At 36.6% G+C, this 17,547-nt stretch carries 11 protein-coding genes, 1 tRNA gene and 7 pseudogenes; 5 read left to right on the forward strand and 14 right to left on the reverse strand.

Annotated features, from left to right (window positions below):
* Positions 1 to 35: 35 nt before the first annotated feature.
* From AC6ER8_RS05200 to AC6ER8_RS05215, 4 genes and pseudogenes are all read left to right on the forward strand, one after another.
* Positions 36 to 235, forward strand: a pseudogene (locus AC6ER8_RS05200) (helix-turn-helix transcriptional regulator).
* Between the two features lie 102 nt (positions 236 to 337).
* A pseudogene (locus AC6ER8_RS05205) lies at positions 338 to 1,215 on the forward strand (DUF7146 domain-containing protein).
* Positions 1,199 to 2,364 (forward strand): annotated as a pseudogene (locus AC6ER8_RS05210) (DUF3987 domain-containing protein); the annotation flags it as partial. The pseudogenes AC6ER8_RS05205 and AC6ER8_RS05210, both read left to right, overlap by 17 nt.
* 588 nt (positions 2,365 to 2,952) lie before the next feature.
* A complete protein-coding gene (locus tag AC6ER8_RS05215; RefSeq protein ID WP_497077696.1) occupies positions 2,953 to 7,935 on the forward strand; it encodes a DEAD/DEAH box helicase in 4,983 nt (1,660 codons plus the stop codon).
* Between the two features lie 1,057 nt (positions 7,936 to 8,992).
* Here AC6ER8_RS05215 and AC6ER8_RS05220 read toward each other — a convergent pair.
* The 14 genes and pseudogenes from AC6ER8_RS05220 to AC6ER8_RS05285 form a co-directional block, all read right to left on the reverse strand.
* Positions 8,993 to 9,097: pseudogene (locus AC6ER8_RS05220) on the reverse strand (helix-turn-helix domain-containing protein); the annotation flags it as partial.
* An 18-nt stretch (positions 9,098 to 9,115) separates the two neighbouring features.
* A pseudogene (locus AC6ER8_RS05225) lies at positions 9,116 to 9,193 on the reverse strand (type II toxin-antitoxin system RelE/ParE family toxin); the annotation flags it as partial.
* 13 nt (positions 9,194 to 9,206) lie between these two features.
* The gene (locus AC6ER8_RS05230; protein ID WP_497077697.1) at positions 9,207 to 10,139 is read right to left on the reverse strand and encodes a DMT family transporter; all 933 of its coding nucleotides are present in this window, start codon (positions 10,137 to 10,139) and stop codon (positions 9,207 to 9,209) included.
* An 11-nt stretch (positions 10,140 to 10,150) separates the two neighbouring features.
* Positions 10,151 to 10,369 (reverse strand): hypothetical protein, encoded by a 219-nt coding sequence (locus AC6ER8_RS05235; RefSeq protein WP_497079709.1) that lies wholly within the window; start codon positions 10,367 to 10,369, stop codon positions 10,151 to 10,153.
* A 74-nt stretch (positions 10,370 to 10,443) separates the two neighbouring features.
* Positions 10,444 to 10,716 (reverse strand): annotated as a pseudogene (locus AC6ER8_RS05240) (carboxymuconolactone decarboxylase family protein); the annotation flags it as partial.
* A gap of 773 nt (positions 10,717 to 11,489) precedes the next feature.
* Positions 11,490 to 11,717 carry a type II toxin-antitoxin system RelE/ParE family toxin gene (locus AC6ER8_RS05245; RefSeq protein ID WP_497079615.1) on the reverse strand — a complete coding sequence of 76 codons (228 nt, stop codon included), beginning with the start codon at positions 11,715 to 11,717 and terminating at the stop codon, positions 11,490 to 11,492.
* Positions 11,718 to 11,765: 48 nt separating this feature from the next.
* A complete protein-coding gene (locus AC6ER8_RS05250) occupies positions 11,766 to 11,984 on the reverse strand; it encodes a TA system antitoxin ParD family protein (RefSeq protein ID WP_497077698.1) in 219 nt (72 codons plus the stop codon).
* A 321-nt stretch (positions 11,985 to 12,305) separates the two neighbouring features.
* Positions 12,306 to 12,560, reverse strand: coding sequence for a tail protein X (locus AC6ER8_RS05255; protein WP_497077699.1), 255 nt, complete (start codon positions 12,558 to 12,560; stop codon positions 12,306 to 12,308).
* Positions 12,561 to 12,718: 158 nt separating this feature from the next.
* Positions 12,719 to 12,844, reverse strand: coding sequence for a tautomerase family protein (locus AC6ER8_RS05260; RefSeq protein ID WP_497077700.1), 126 nt, complete (start codon positions 12,842 to 12,844; stop codon positions 12,719 to 12,721).
* A gap of 1,008 nt (positions 12,845 to 13,852) precedes the next feature.
* Positions 13,853 to 14,023: a hypothetical protein gene (locus tag AC6ER8_RS05265; protein ID WP_497077701.1), complete on the reverse strand. Its 171-nt coding sequence runs from the start codon at positions 14,021 to 14,023 to the stop codon at positions 13,853 to 13,855.
* Between the two features lie 797 nt (positions 14,024 to 14,820).
* A pseudogene (locus tag AC6ER8_RS05270) lies at positions 14,821 to 15,312 on the reverse strand (YbfB/YjiJ family MFS transporter).
* Positions 15,313 to 15,374: 62 nt separating this feature from the next.
* A complete protein-coding gene (locus AC6ER8_RS05275; protein ID WP_497077702.1) occupies positions 15,375 to 15,536 on the reverse strand; it encodes a hypothetical protein in 162 nt (53 codons plus the stop codon).
* A gap of 77 nt (positions 15,537 to 15,613) precedes the next feature.
* Entirely contained in the window at positions 15,614 to 15,826 is a 213-nt protein-coding gene (locus AC6ER8_RS05280; protein WP_497077703.1) for a YbfB/YjiJ family MFS transporter, read from the reverse strand.
* Between the two features lie 554 nt (positions 15,827 to 16,380).
* Positions 16,381 to 16,457, reverse strand: a tRNA-Arg gene (locus AC6ER8_RS05285).
* Between the two features lie 270 nt (positions 16,458 to 16,727).
* Between AC6ER8_RS05285 and AC6ER8_RS05290 the strand changes: the two genes are divergently transcribed.
* Complete coding sequence (locus AC6ER8_RS05290; protein WP_497077704.1) at positions 16,728 to 17,501, forward strand: NAD kinase; 774 nt, start codon at positions 16,728 to 16,730, stop codon at positions 17,499 to 17,501.
* Positions 17,502 to 17,547: the final 46 nt, after the last annotated feature.

The following is a 17,547-nucleotide window of genomic DNA, read 5'->3' on the forward strand; positions in this document are numbered from 1 at the left end:
TGTTCTCATTTTTTAATATTTGAAAGGATTTTACTATGATAGAAAATGATGTTCTTTTAACAGACCGTGAAAGTGCAAAATTGCTTCATATGAGTGTCTCAACATTCCGCCGTCATGTGACCAATAGCTCTTTACCAAAACCTTTAAAATTTGGTTTTTTTCCCGTTGGTTACAATCGGATCTTTTGAATGTAATCGAGCAAGCAAAACAGCAACATCAAAGTGATGCGGCATAAAAAAAACCTTGTCACATAAGGATGGACAAGGCTTTTCATTTTCACACGAGATTTATGAATAGCAGAGTCCGTCCTATGATGCAATCATTATAGGATCAAAAAATATGTTTTCTTTTACGGAATGCGCAGGGCATTACACGTGCCTTGCATGGGGTTTGGTATGGGGATTATGGAAGTGCCCGTTGTCCAGCCCATGATGATCAATGGCCTAGCTTATCTCTTTCCAATGGACATGATGGGCGTCTTTTACTCTACTGTTATGCTGGTTGCTCTTTTAGAGAGATCATACAAGCACTCAGAAGAATTGGCTTGCTGGGGAAACAAGCCTTTTTGGATAAAACTTATGATCATACGCTTTCTTTCTCAAAACAGTTTTGTGCTGATTTCAAACGAGCAAAACAGAAAGCAGAAAGAGCAAAAGCAATTTGGCAACAAAGTCAACCGATTAAAAATACCTTAGCAGAAACCTATTTACGTATGCGGGGTATTTGTTATGACTTATTTCCTTATTTACGCTTTCACGATTTACGCTTTCACGACAACTGTCCGCATCCATTAGGAATGACACTGCCCGCGTTGGTAGCGCTTGTTAAGGGGGCTGGCTCTTTTGCTATTCATAGGACCTTTTTACAAGCCAATGGCTGCAAAACAGATCAGAAACCAGCAAAAGCCATGTTGGGGTCTGTCATGGGCGGTGCTGTGCACTTAAGTCAAGCCAATCCAAAGCATCTGGTTATTTGTGAAGGCATTGAAACGGGTCTAGCTCTGCTGTCTGGTTTATTATCAGAGCCCGTGAATTTATGGGCGTCTCTTTCCACCAGTGGCATGATGCGTGTGAATTTACCCCCGATAAAGGACGTCTGACAATTGCAATGGATGGCGATGATGCGGGTCGTAAAGCAGGTTTTAACCTCGCTGCGCGTGCTTATAGCCAAGGCTTTGAGGTCTTTATGATGCAAGCCCCAAAAGGAATGGTATAAAGAGTGGTTAAAGCAGAAAGAAAGGCAAGAAATTGAAGAGAGATTAGAAAGTTTAGGCAAAAGAGAAAAAGAAAGACAAGCCAATAAAGCGCTTAAAAAAGGTGAGTGTGAAACAGCCCGTGCTCTGTTGTTTGAGACACTCTCTAAAGACAATGCGCATGATGATGATGTCTCTCGCTTTATCGTCAATGATGTGACGGTTGAAAAGCTTGGGGAATTGTTAAAAGAACCCCCCGTGGTCTCTTAATGGTCCGTGATGAATTATCTGGTTTTTTAGCCAATTTGGAGAGAAAGGAATATCAAACAGACCGTTCTTTCTATTTAACAGCTTTTAATGGAGATGATCAATTTACCTATGACCGTATAGAGCGTGGAACCATTTTTATCCCCCATGTAACTTTATCAATGATTGGAGGCATTCAACCTTCACGAATTATTCCCATTATTCAAGCCATGCACCATGGAATAAATGATGACGGTTTATTGCAACGGTTTCAAATGTTGGTGTGGCCCGATGAGACAAAAGATTGGCAATTGGTTGATAGACCACCCAATCAAGAGGGCTGGCAAAAGTATGAAGGTGTTTTTTGTTCCCTTTATGATAAACCATTAGGATCACCAAAACACCCCATAACCATACGCTTTTCTGCTGAAGCTCAAGAGATCTTTCGTGAATGGTGGGAAAATTTTCAAAGAACAATCAAAGGGGAAAATTTCTCTACAAATTTACAATCATATCTTTTGAAAATGGATAAAACTATCCCAACCCTTGCGTTGATTTTTGAACTGTGTGAAGGGAGGCGTTTTGAAATCAATAGAAATGCTCTTGAGAGAGCTTTGTATTGGGAAAAATATCTGATAAGTCACGCAAAACGTCTTTATGCGGCGGGGGATACATTAACAGCAGAGCGTGCAAAATTAATTGTCGAACGCTGTGATTATTTACCCGATGGTTTTACTTTACGTGATGTTTATAAACGTGACTGGAAATGTTTAAAGGACAATGGAGCCGTCAAGCAAGCTTTAGAGCTTTTATGTCGTTGTAACTATATTCGTCAAATAGCAAGTGATCATAGCTCTAAAGGCGGTCGACCTACCATACGCTATGAATGGAATCCTTTAGTGAAAAGTGGTAAGATATCACAATAGGTAATCTGAAAATCTTATAAAACACTAAACTTTATAACCTTTATTTGTGTCATGAATCTTCAAAGTCTTTTTATCTCTTAATTTCGAGGATTTTGAAGATTTTGAAGGTTCTTTTTATGCCCCCTTATATATTTTTGAAATCAAAAAAATAAAAATTATTATATTTCAAATGGTTAATTTTTACCAAGTTTAAAAATAACAACCTATAGTGATATTATAAAGCTATAGATACAACTCATAATATATTTTGAAGGTATTTTGAGGATTTGAGAAACCTTCAAAATCTCTCTGTAAAATTTGTATAAAACCTATCAAAATAATCATTATGATGTTTTAAAAGCCCATAGTGTATTGTCTGATTCACACATCAAACGAATAGCAAATTTCACTATTTTGCTGATCTGACCATGGTTCATAGGTTGTTGATAAACAACCTTTAAAAACCTCTTTTGAAAAAATTATCGGCTTTTTTAGCACTTTTTTCTCACTTTATTATCGATATTTGTTTTAAGTATATTTAATTGAATTCGTTTTGATTCTTTTGATGATTATTGATCATCTTATAAGGCAAGGGATTTTTATTGTAATATGCTGCAATCTGTTAAGTCTGATCATGAACACGTCACGCTACGCTCTCTGTTGGAATATTATCGTCAACAAGCAAAATCCCCCCGTGAATTAGGAACGCTGTTTGAAAATCTTGTGAAGGATTATCTGTCTGAAGACCCTTTACAAAAGCAAGAATACGAAAAGGTTCAGACTTATTCGGAATGGGCTGGGGAACATGATGAAGATAGGCGTGATATCGGTATTGATTTGGTCGCTACAATCCGTGATGACGGCGGCTATGCGGCTATTCAATGTAAATGTTATGATGCTTCTCACATCATTAAAAAAGAAGATATTAATAGCTTTATAGCAGCTTCTGGAAAAAAGATTTTTACGCGTCGTATTCTTGTTGATAGCACTGAAAGCAATTGGAGTGATAATGCGAACAACACGTGTGATGGTCAAGAAGTTCGCATTCAACAGATTAATTTGTTTGATTTAGAAAACAGTCAAATTGATTGGGGGGCTTATAAAGAAAGAGGACAAGCTGCCCTTAAAGAGCAACCGAAAAAAAAGCTTTTAGATCATCAAAAGGAAGCACTTGAGAAAGTCTGTGAAGGTTTAAAAGAAGCAGACCGTGGCAAACTGATTATGGCATGTGGTACAGGGAAAACGTTCACAAGCCTTAAGATAGCAGAAACTCTCGCCGGAAAAGGCAAGCGTGTGTTGTTTTTAGTGCCTTCTCTTGCTTTGATGTCACAAACAATCCGTGAATGGACCATTGATACAGAAATCCCCTTGCGTTCCTTTGCGGTGTGTTCGGATACACAAGTAGGCAAGCGTCGTAAAGGCAAACATGATGATGAAGCGGGGTTGGATGCCTCTGATCTTGTTTTACCGGCTACAACGGATGCGAAAGAACTTGCGCGTAAAGCCAATAAAGCCTCTCTTGATGTGATGACCGTCATCTTTTCGACGTACCATTCTATTCAAGTGATTTCCGATGCGCAAAAAGAATATGATTTACCCGAATTTGATCTGATCATTTGTGATGAAGCCCATAGAACAACGGGGGTTGTATTGGGAACAGACAAGCATGAATCTGAATTTATCAAAGTTCACGATAACAGCATCATTGGCGGCAAAAAACGCCTCTACATGACAGCAACCCCAAGGATCTTTAGTGACAAGCTAAAAAGGAATGCTGTCTTCTCCAATAACGTTTTGGTGTCCATGGATAATGAAAAACTCTATGGCAAACAACTTTATGCTTACAGCTTTTCACGTGCTTTAGAGGATAAACTGTTATCACCTTGTAAAGTTATCATATTAGTTGTCAACGAAGAAGAAGTGAGTGAATCCATTCAACATCTGATTACCGATGAGAATTATGAACTTATTCTTGACGATAGGACCAAGATTAATGGCTGTTATAGAGCCCTTACCAAAATGGATCTGAAACTTGACCTTGAAGATGACCCCAAGCCTATGCGTAGAGCTTTAGCATTTTGCAAAGATATTGATACCTCTAAACGCATATGCAAAAGATTCAAAAAAGAAAAAGTGCAAGAATCTTTGCGCGCTCTTCATAAAAACTATAAAGATGCTCCTCCTCTTAACTGTACCTTTGCCCATATTGATGGAAGCTTTAGTGCTAAAGAACGTACAAAACAACTTGACTGGTTAAAGGAAGATGTGGGGGAAAATACTTGCCGTGTTCTGACCAATGTACGTTGTTTGTCTGAAGGTGTTGATGTTCCTGCTCTTGATGCTGTTCTATTTTTACACCCGCGCAAAAGTCAAATTGAGATTATTCAAGCGATAGGACGCGTCATGCGTCGAGCAGAGGGTAAAAAAAGAGGCTATATCATTCTACCCATTGGGATACCCGCTGGCATTCCGCCGGAAATAGCCTTAGAAAACAACAAAAAGTATAATGTTATCTGGCAAGTTCTTAATGCTTTACGTGCCCATGATGATAACTTTAATAAAATAATTCATCATATGCACAAAAAACAAGACGTAAGCTATGCTCTCGAAATCGTCGCTGCTTCTCAAGAACTTGCGTTAGAAGATACGACCACGGTTATTGATGATTTACCTACACGCTCAAAATTAGAGTATTTAGGACTTAATATTGGGTTAGCAACTTATGAACCCTCTCATACAAGTGGAGAACAAGGAGAACTCCCCCTTTTTTCTAAATGTAAAGATGTCATTAAAGCTGCTATTGTCAATAGATTTTACGACCCTAGCTATTGGAAAAAATGGGCAATAAATGTTGCTGATCTTGCTCAAACTCATATCACACGCTTAACTGAGGTTTTAACAAAATCAGAAACTGAAACACGGCAGGTGTTTGATGATTTTATGACCGAATTGCGTAGCAATTTAAACACAAATATCTCCGAACAAAATGCGATTGAAATGCTTGCGCAACATCTTGTGACGCGTCCAGTCTTTAATGCTTTATTTGAGGGGCATCAGTTTGTTCAAAAAAATCCCGTATCTTGCGCCTTACAACGTGTACTCAATGCCCTTGATAAGTTTGCTCTTAAAGAAGAATCTCAAGATCTCAACAATATTTCTAGAAGTATACAATTTTACACGCGTGGAATTACCACTCTTGAAGCACAACAAAGCTTAATTGTAGAGCTTTATAATGAATTTTTCCGTTATGCTTTTCCGCGTACGGTAGAAAAGTTAGGAATTGTTTATACCCCCATTGAGGTTGTTGATTTTATCATTCACTCTGTTGATGATATCTTACGCAATGAATTTGGGAAAAGCTTAGGATCACGGGGTGTCTCTATTCTCGACCCTTTTACAGGTACTGGTACCTTTATCACACGGCTTTTACAATCTAAACTGATCAAACCAGAGGATATGGAATATAAATATCGTTATGATATCCATGCTAATGAGATTGTCTTGCTCGCTTATTACATAGCAGCCATTAATATCGAAGCAACCTATCATGGTCTTATGAAAGGGAATTATATCCCATTCAAGCATATTGGTTTAACTGATACGTTTTATCTTTTTGAGCAAAAAGATCTGATGGAAGGTACTATGAAAGAAAATAGTGAATATTTAGAACATCAAAAAAATCTAAATATCGAAGTTATCTTTGGGAACCCTCCTTATTCAACAGGGCAAAAAAGTGAAAATGATAATGCAAAGAACACTCCCTATCCCATATTGAATGACCGTATTGGAGAAACTTATGCTGCTCAATCAAAAGCAACTTGTGTACAAGCACTTTATGACAGTTATATCCGCGCTATCCGCTGGGCTAGTGACCGTATACAAAACCGTGGTATTATTGGTTTTGTCACAAATGCGGGTTTTGTAGATACTAAATCCATGGATGGTTTACGCAAGTGCCTCGTTGAAGAATTTAGCAGCCTTTATATTTTCCATTTACGGGGGAATGCACGAACGTCTGGAGAACAACGTAAAAAAGAAGGTGATGGAATTTTTGGTGAAGGTTCTCGGGCGCCTATTGCTATTTCCATTCTCGTCAAAAATCCAAAATCTCAACAGCGTGGTAAGATATATTTCCATGCTTTGGAAGATTATTGCACAAGAGAAAAAAAGCTTAAGACAATTAAGGATTTTGGTAGCATTGATGGTATTACACGGAATGAACAAGGTTGGCAAATAATCACACCAGACAGACATGGTGATTGGCTTGGTCAACGTGATGATAGTTTCGAGACATTCTTAACTTTAGGTGACAAGAACAATCATAGAAAGCTCTTTGAAATTTTTTCTCTTGGAGTTGTAACCAATCGTGATGCTTGGGCATATAATTCAAGCCATGAAGTTTTAGAAAAAAACATGAGTAATATGATTACTTTCTATAATAGTGAAGTAAAACGTTTTAAAGATGCTTATAGACATGTTGATCGCAGGATACGTAAAAATACTATAAACAATTTTGTAAATTCTGATGAAAGTAAAATCAGTTGGAGCCGTGCTCTTAAACAAGATTTGGAAAAAGGAAAGTTTTTTGAATTTGAAGATAAATGCCTTATTCAAAACCTATATCGTCCTTTTACACAACAATGGCTCTATTATAATCGTACCTTCAATGAAATGGTTTATCAAATGCCGCGCATATTTCCGATAGGAGAAGCGGTTGAAAATAGAGTGATACAACTTACAGGTACAGGAGCAAAAAAAGACTTTTCCCTACTTATGATTAAGACTGTGTCTGATCTTCAGGTGATAGAGAATGGTCAATGCTTTCCACGCTATATTTATGAAGACACTACGGTTTCAAAAAATAAAAGTGAGAAACAATCCCATTTGTTCGCAAATGCTACAGAAGAAAGCAAAAATAATGGTTTACAAAAGCGTGATGCCATTACGGATGAAGGGCTAGCTTATTTTAAAGCGGCTTATCCGAATGAGAATATAACAAAAGATGATCTATTCTACTATGTTTATGGTCTTTTACATTCGGAAGATTATCGTGTTCGCTATGCTGATAACCTCTCTAAAGAATTGCCTCGTATCCCTTGTGTAAAGAGTGCTGATGACTTTTGGAAATTTGTTACAGCAGGGCGTGAACTCGGTCATTTGCACGTGAATTATGAAGATGTGAAACCTTATCCAGTCTCATTTAAAAAAGGCAATCCGAAACAAACAGATATCTCTAATCCTAAGGAATTTTATTACGTTACAGAAATGAAATTCGCAAAAATTAAGAATAATAAGGAAAAGGATAAATCGACGGTTATTTACAACAGCAATATCACAATGACTGATATACCTAAGGAAGCTTATGAGTATATCGTGAATGGCAAGTCCGCTCTTGAATGGGTTATGGGGCGTCAATGCGTTAAGACTGATAAAAAGAGCGGTATTGTGAATGATGCCAATCGCTATGCTGTTGAAACCGTTGGAAATCCTGCTTATCCATTGGAGTTGTTTCAAAGGATTATTACTGTAAGTTTAGAGACAATGAAAATCGTTAAGAGCTTACCAAAATTAGAAATTAGAGAAACTGAATAAGCTTATTACTTATTAAGGCATGCTCACATAATGGGTATGCTAATTATAAGGGGTATAGGATATAGCTATATAATCTGTACCTCTTTTATTAAGTTGATTACATACAATCTTAAAAGGAGTGTTTATATGCGTTATTCTAAAAAAAATTATTTGCATTTTTAAACACTCTTAATTTGGTTTAAGACTTATAAGAAATCCCATCTTAAAGTGAATACGCTTCTTTTGGATTGTCTTTAAGAGATTATACCATAATCTCAAATGATAGTTTATCCTTTTCAAAAGCTTTGTTTAAAGAGAGTTATGTATATTCATTTTTCTTATAGTTTTGAAGGTTCCTAACACCCTCAAAATACCTTCAAAATATATCATAAGTTGTGTTTATATCTTTATAATATCACTATAGGTTGTTATTTTTAAATTTGATAAAAATTAACATATTGAAATATAATAACTTTTATTTTTTTATCTCATTAAAAAAAATACTCTAGGGTCTAAAAAGAACTGACAAAACTGACATCACTGACAAAAGCCTATTAAAAGGAATTTTACTGATCTCTATAATTATCAATCTCTCTTTAGATGTTTTCATAACAGTCTATAAATTACAATTATCCTACTTATCGTTTCTCTTATGAAAATGAAAAATGATGCCATGGCTATAAAGCATATAACAGCTATAGAAAATGCGTAAAAACAGCAGCTTCAAATAACTAAACTGTAAATGAGCGCATTGATTATAAAGAGAGCACCTATAAGAGGCTATTAAATTTTAAATGTATTATAAACAAAATTCAAAAAAAAATTTAAATTCATTTAGTAAAAAAACTGATAGGTTATAAAGATAAAAATACGCATTATGAGAGCCTTTTTAAATATTATAGATGTATACGATCAAAACATAACGCAATCGTTTCATAAAGCCCATAATATAGCTTTAAACGCATATAAATATAAAAGAAGAAATTCATAATCATAAGATATTATCAATACACAACGTATTTAAAAAATACAAAAAAATATCAAAAAAAGATAAATATTATTTGACAATAAATACGTATTTTGTTATATGAAGACAATACGCTAATTTTTGTATTGTTATCCCCATTTCTTCTAAAAAAGCTACTTTTAGAACTTCACTAGAATGGGCGGGGTTATGCGTCATTTGTTTTCATTCCTTTCATCAATGGTAATCTTGATAATCAACAAGCTCCACATCTGTTCCGATAAAGCGAAAAATAACACGCCAATTTCCATTCATCTTAAAAAGTATATTACTCTTTATGCGCATTGGGAACGGCTTTTCTAGATCCTAGTAAGCTGAATATATAGCCTTGTCCGATTAGAACTCCAAAAATCGTAACAAAAACGCCTATGATTTGCATGATTTGAGGGATGAAGCCGAACAGGATTTGCACCAATAAGGCTGAAATAGGTACAAAATTGAAAAATATCGCCGTCTTACCCGGACCTCGGATCGCTATTCCAATATTCCAAAATAGGTAGGCTAAAACTGATCCTGCAAGCCCTATCCAAAGGAGTGCGAATAAACTAGCGCCGGACATAGACATCGTTTCTTGAAGAGGGGATTCGAATAAAAAGGTTAGGACGCCAAGGGCGATGGTGCCAGAGAGCATCGTCCAGCTTGTTGTTTCAAGCGGGGTTGCGTTCTTGACAAATGACCGCGTGCCCACGGTATAGAACGCCCAACCAATGGAACCTAAAAGAATCATAATATCTCCTTTGGCAAAGGAAACATGGTTAGACAAAAATCTCCCATTTGTTATGACTAAATAGACCCCGAACATGCTAATGAGCATCCCTATAACCCTCTCACAGGTTGGGAAAGATTTATTCATGATAGCTTCAATAATATTAGCACTAATAGGGGTTGTCGCCATGATGAGGGAGGCTGTTATGGGATTTGACGTTTGCAAGCCAACAAATAAAGCGCCATTAAACCCTGCCACACCGATAATCCCTAGGAAAATATAAGAAATAAAATTTTGCGATAAAACATGCCACCGCAAGCCTTCTTTGAAAATCATAATTAAAAATATGGCGATTACAGCAATGAGAAACCGCTCAAAAGAAGCTGTCCATGGAGAAACAGTCGTTAAAGCTATCTTAGTGGCTTGGAAATTGGAACCCCAAAAAAAGGTTCCTACGAGAGTTAAGACAAGAGCTATTCTGGGCGTGATTTTCATTGGATAGATCCTTATACTTGATACCAAAGTGGAGCATCGAGACGTATAGAAGAAATTTGTGCGGTATTAGATGAGGAAAGAATAAAGTTGACCGCGGAAGCAATGTCATCTGGGTGAAGCATTTTGGCAAGATTCTCTGGAGGTATCTCTGGGAATCCTTTAAAATTGCGACGAAAATCCGTATTAACTTTATCAACTTGGAGTGAACAAACACGAATATTTTGTGGCATTCCCCATAAGCGCAACCCACCAGTATAGCCCCTATTACTTCAATCAGCTCAGCAGGACTACACCCAATATTAAGAGCACTGGTAAGGTGGAATTTGAGTTGCCGTTTTGCATTACCGAGAGTTGCAGAAATGGCAACGGTGGCAAGCTGCCGAATACGGCTTGTTAAGTGAGGTCGCTCATAAATTTCTCCATACACAAAAGAGATGATGAATTTTGCGAGATCAGGGGCAACATCGGCCATTTCTTCAAGAATTGAAGGGGTCTCGACCAATTCCATAGAGCGTAAACGCTCCACGCCTAATTCATAAGCATTTTTATTATAATTTACAAATGTTTGTTCTTGCATGTAATGGCCCCCTCCCCACGGAGCCTTAGTTGGATAAGGCTTTTACTTTCCTTAAAAACTAAACCTTCAATTAAAATGCAATACCTTATCTCCTCTTGCGGACTCGCATTGCATGAATCGTTATCGTGCTCTACTATCCTAGTCAATCATTTTTGTAAATTTATTTTATATTATTTTTCATTTTTTACATTATAGGCAATCCTTATGAAGCTATAGCAGATAGTAAGGGATTTTTCTATGGCATTAATATTACGTTGATGCAGCAGGCACGTGTAGCCTTTCCAGACGTTGTACTTAAGACTGAGCTAAAATTAGCAAATTAAACCCTTCTTATTCGTATTTGCGCAAGAGAACTGAGGTGTAACTTGTTGAGCGTAGAAACACCATGCATGATTATGTGCGCATTGAGCTATAGGACTTAGTTGTATTTAGTATTTTGCGGCTTGAATTTACCGAGGAAAGTGCGAAGCGTTAAATTTATAACAGATGCTACTGACTTACCTCTAATCTAGTAAAATTCTATCATGACAAAGCCATTTGTTGGGGTGTACGGAAGAGCTTTGTTTTTAACTCAAGTTAGAGGTATGTAATAGCAGATGAGTGCAGTACTCCTTTGCTGCAAAGTCCTCCAATCGGTTTAGCTAAAAATATTATGCCGCAATTAGGTGCCCAATATAGCTTGATCATGTCTATAAATTTTGGTTTAATACCTTTAGCACAGGAGAACTTTAGTAAAATTAATGCTGTGTGCCTCTATCAAGTTGTAAAATATATTATGCTTTAAGATCTCGGTAAAAATTTTCATGAGAGCCAAGTGCTAACAAGGTCAAAGTAATCGTGTGATCTTCATAGCTGTAAGCAAGCAGCATCAATTGCTTAGCCATTTTAAATTTATAGACAAAAACACCAGAAAGATCACCTGTTTTGGCTTGACCAATGGTGGGCGTTTTCATAATGACGCAAACAGCTTGGTCTAGATCTTGTTTTTGGTTGGCATGCAGTTTTTTGACAGTTTTTTAAATGAATGGGTTTGTAAAACTTGCATAGATTCAGCCAAATTCGAATGCTGTTACATCGCCATCTGCATTTTTTTGTTGTCCAAGTAAGATTGCTTGAATAAATTGAAAGGAGGGATCTGGATTTTCTTCGGCTATTTTGCCCATACGCGACCAATATTCAATTTGCTTAGGAACCGAGCGGCTATAAATAGACGCGTAACGCTTAGCCTCATTAATGAGATCATCAGACAGTTTAACAGTTGTAGCCATGACTATACTCCTACCTTACAATAAGGTGGTAATATAGTTCAAAAGGTGTTAAAAAGTAACCTTTGAAACACAATAACCTTAGCAGACCTCTAACACAATTCCTTCTCTCACAGCCATCTTTCTTAATATCTGAAAGAAGAGAAAATAAAAGATAAATTTAGAACTAAATGATCGAGAATAAGCTCTAAAAAGGTTCGGGATAGGCAGAAAATAAGTTAAAAGAATCACCGGAATCAAAATTCCCGAACTTCTATATAATCTATTGATTTTATAGAAATATAGCATTCCTACCCCTTACCTCAATAAAGTGATATGTGCGCATTAATCCCATAGCCGTTTGACCATACTGTTCTTTTCGCATGATACAAATTCAGGCAGAAAGACTTTTAAGCCCCGCGGTAAAAAAGCCCCATACCCCGCAATCTCTGGATTAGCCTCCAGCGTGGCTTCTAAATAGCTTTTCAATAAACCCGCTTGCCTCCGGTCTCCTAAAACAGACAAGGCATGGTGATAACAAATCATATCGAGACTCATATCTTCAAGCTCGACCACAAGATGCTTTGCGGGGATCTTCATGGGGTGTCCTCCTCTTGTCCCCCTTGATACTGATCACCTTGATATTGCCCCACTTGGTGTTAACCTTGTGTTTTTCCCCATCAAAAAACGGCAACAGACTAATAGAATAGCGAATGGATCCCGATTGATCGGATTAATTTATCGTAAAATACGTAAAGCTATTCACTATTTAAATTTTTCCTTAATTTTGTCACTGGAACACTGCCGATCCCCCAATTATCCGTCTCCACTTCATCAATTACAACAACAGTCGTTATCGGATTTTCATTCAAAATATCAACCAATACAATAATTGAGTGGCTCCTTCGATCAACTGTTTCTTTTGTTCATAGGTAACATCTTCATTCGTAATTTGAATGTTTACGTAGATCATAAGATTTCCATAATTTAGTAAGTATCGAATAAAAAACTCAGATAAACGAAGACGAAAAGATTAATACATAACAGATATGCATTTTAAAATGAGTATTTATCGGTGATAACATGCAGATTGCGAGCAGAAAATAGTGTGTATTGATACAAGAAAAAGAAATTGAACAGAGATAAATAAGCGATAACAGTAACGCCACCCAATAAAACAAATAGCCAAGCTCTTATTGAAGTAGATGTGAAAAAACGAAGTGTATTAATATCGTTGCTATAGCAGATACTGACAATATGCGTACTAAAAAAATTTATATCATCAATGTACATTCACTGTCGTATTTTTAGCTGAGTAGCGATGATATAGCTACTCATATATATATCATGCATCCTGCAGTGCTCGCGAATTAACTAATGATCTAGACACAATATATGTATAAAAGTTTATCCTCTCTACAGGGTTACCCAACACCCATAATATATTTTGTACTTGTCCTTCTGTATTTATAGGATTCTGATGACGATTAATGTCGATACCCACAGTATGATATTGATGATTTATAAATGGCCGAATGATGCCCTGAGAAGAAATATTACGAATAAAAGAAAAATCGTCATCAAAATAAAACATTTGTATCTTTGGGAGTAACAACATAAGATCTAGAGGAAAATCAGCGCTCCAGTTACGTACTTCGATAAACATCGCTCATTTCTTTAAGCAACAGTGGCAAGATCTGTGTTTTTAAATTTAGTTGTGGCGAACCGATAGCAATGCTATTGCTGCATTTGCCGATGATGTATCACATCAAGAGTAAAGAATGAATATCCATATTATTCACCACATCACCTTTCTGACTAACGCCACGACGACTAAAAGGCAGTGTTTGACGAGAGAATGGAGCTATCGTAGGTTCTTTTTTCGCTTGGTGTTAGTGCAGCTGACCAGCATCTTCCGTAAAGTTACCACCACGGTCGTAAGTCAACTGCGACAAGACATCATAGGCACTTAATCCGATTCCTTGATTCAACACACGAGATTGAGGCGCTATAGAATCCAGCTGTTCAATTAGATGAGACGTTGGATAATAGTCCAGAAGCACATTTCTCTTTTGATGAGTAATCACAAACTGTTGCAGGCTGTCATCATGTTGAGAATATATATTCTTACCCTAGCCTGTCGTGATATAAACGAAATCTGCACTGTCATGATAACCTTCTGCCAAAACAATATCCACCTTATGGCTATTTAGGCAGTGATGGAGATTTTCAGCTCTTTGTCGTATCTCCTTAATACGAATAGCAGAAGGTAAATTTCGCGTGAACTCTCTGTACGCCCAAGAATAAGTACTCGCCTAACAAACGACGTGATAAATAATCATTTTCTCTGCTCTTTTTCATCATGTTTTGTACGAGAAAAAACACCATTAATATTACGATAGCCTGGTTGAATAGCTCATTGATAAAAATTGAGCCCTTTACGAATAGGCCCTATATTCTTAACCGTATCATCACTAAATAAAGTAATTTGTTAGGCTAGTTATGTTAACGAACAAATGATCGGGATGGTGCACACTATGCACACCTGTTTCGATCTTGTTGGAATTAATTAATAAAATATCAATGTCCCCAGAAAGCGGATAATGGCAATAAAGCGTGAGCAAACGTTCGAAAATACTGTTTCTATAACGCTCAAAATAGCAACTTTAGAGTGAGATATACTGTCATCTCCTTATTAGAATAATAAAAGCATCATAAAAGACTTCCAAAATAACTTATACTATTGTCAACATGAAAAATTGCATGGCTTAAATTAATTTCATTGCTACGATATTTTTGCGGATCACTTGGGTCAAGTGGATCATTATAGTTTTTTTGTTTTTTAGTGAAGGTTGTTAATTTATCCAAATACCAACCATCTTTTTACAAAGAAAATATTGGCAGATTCCAGCAGCTGAAAAGAATGCGACAGCACCATAGATAACTGATAATGTAATAGTATATGAACCAAATTGCATAAGACTCGTCCCAGTATTTGGCCAACGCCGTAAGTTAATGTAACAGCTCCAAATAGATTTATGCCATGTGGCGTACGTAAACGTTTAGCTAGCGGCATAACTAGAGAGACCGTCCCCATAAAAGTGAATCCAAACCCTCAGCAACTGATGATTACCAGAATGGGAAACTAGCTAAAGAGTGCCAATAAGATGCATCCTCCTTGGATAAGTAAATTGAACATCAGACAACGTAGTATCTCCCGCCGATGTGCTGCCCACAACCAGATAAAACAACTAGGAACAATGGCACTTCCAACAAGCAACCATAAGTGACTTGAAAAGGGTTGGAAATTAAATGTTTTTGCCATCAGTGAAAGATATGCTGCGACAATAATGTAACCAAATCCCTCTAACCTGTGAAGTAAAGCAAATTTCCATCAAACAATATTTTCATGCGCTAACGGTACATTAACAGAAAATTAAGGCTTATCAATACGATGTGGAAACAAAAAAATAACAATACAATCGATATTAAGCCGGCTCCACACCAAATGTTTGTCACGTCAAACGCTCTGCTCAGACCAACAGTAACATATTCATTACCTAGTAGAATACCCATTCCTACACCCGCATAAAGCGAAGAAATAATTCGCCCATTATGGTTATACTACATAATCATAATAGAACCCAAAACCATCATTGCAACACGTGTACACCAGCAGAAAAACGGCTCAAAACAGCTAATGTCATAGAGATAATAAGTGCTGTTGTCACTATGGCTGAACCAAATAGCATGCAAGGAGCAAGAGATATATTCCCAATTCTACTAAATGTAAAAAACATATTCCCAACTAAATAACCACCATAATTAGCACTGGCTATATAAGAAAGTTGATTAAAGGTAAACAATCCCTCATCCAGTATAACTGGTAATATTGGTGTATAGAGAAATCACCCAATCCCCCCACAAAAACCATGATAACCATACTGCATAGAGCGATTTTTAAAGAATTTAAATCTAGATAGTTACTTTTCCCCCAACTCCTTATTATTCCTCTAGCGGTTAATATTCTCATCCGCATCCCATTTCACCATAAAAGCCTTTAGCTTAGAGAATAAAAGCAGATCTATCTATTTTAATAGCCATCGCAACATATTTAACGCTCTAATGTTAACATGGCTGAATCAGTTACATCATAACAGAGTGAATTAAATGAATTTTTATGTTATATGTGTTCACATTTAAATTGAAAGCATATTGAGATCGTTTTGCTTTTTTATCTCGATATTCAAAATGATTAACCGAAAAATTATAAATGCAATCGTAAATTCTACTTCTCTCAAAATGATTTGCTCATCCGCTACAAAACTTAGTAAACAACTCAAATGACCATTTTCATAAAGAGGGAATTCAATTCTTTTAGGGAAAATTGTTATTGAGGATGCTGTTAAATTGAAGAATTTGGTGCACCCGACAGAATTCGAATCTGTGACCTCTGCCTTCGGAGGGCAGCGCTCTATCCAGCTGAGCTACGGGTGCTCCACACTGATTATCAAAATCAGTTGTGATCTTTTAACCAATCATACTCTCAGCTTCAATGTTTAAATAACCGTTTTAATAAAAAAATTACTTGTTTGTAAATTATCTAACGACGCAATCTTCTTTTTTCTACAATGATGCTTTATCTTGAAATAGCTTATCTTTTTGTCTTCAATACTCTTTTTATTATAAAAAGAGCTTTTATTGCAACTTCAAAACTCTTAAAAAATAGGCTACAAAATAAAGTATAAGTATCAGGATAATTCTTAAATGACTACAGTACCAAGTCGCTTTCATTTTATTTCCGCAGAAACAGAGGAAGCTCTTAAAGCTACTCATAAATTAATTTCCGTTTATGGTCATTCTTCTTTGGAAGAAACTGATATTGTTGTTGCTATTGGCGGTGATGGAACAATGTTACAAACAGTACGAGACGTGATGAACACTGGAAAACCTATTTATGGTATGAATCAAGGTTCTGTAGGATTTCTTATGAATGAATTTCATGAAAAAGAATTACCTAATCGTATTGCTGACGCCCATAAAAAAGAAATCCATCCTTTGCGTATGATTGCAAAAACTGAATGTCAAGGATCTATCGAAGCGCTTGCCATTAATGAAGTATCCCTCTTTCGACAATCTTATCAAGCAGCAAAAATTCGTATCAGTATTGATAATAATGTACGCATGGAACAATTAAGTTGTGATGGTGTCCTCGTCGCAACACCTGCAGGATCAACCGCCTATAATTTATCAGCACAAGGACCTATTCTCCCCCTTATGGCCCCCCTTATGGCCCTCACACCCGTTAGCCCATTTCGCCCTCGACGTTGGCATGGCGCATTGCTTCCCGATACAGTAACAGTACGCTTTGATATGCTCGAACCCGACAAACGCCCTGTTAATGCTGCTGCTGATAATGTTGAAGTTAAATCTGTCCATTCAGTAACTATTTCAATGGCAACAGAAGTAACAGCTTCAATCCTTTTTGACTCAAATCATTCATGGGATGAGCGCATTTTATCAGAACAATTTCGCTATTAATGATTGTATTATGTGCTTTATATGTATATGATTGTTATAGTTGTGT

This window comes from Bartonella sp. SL320, from assembly GCF_059687635.1.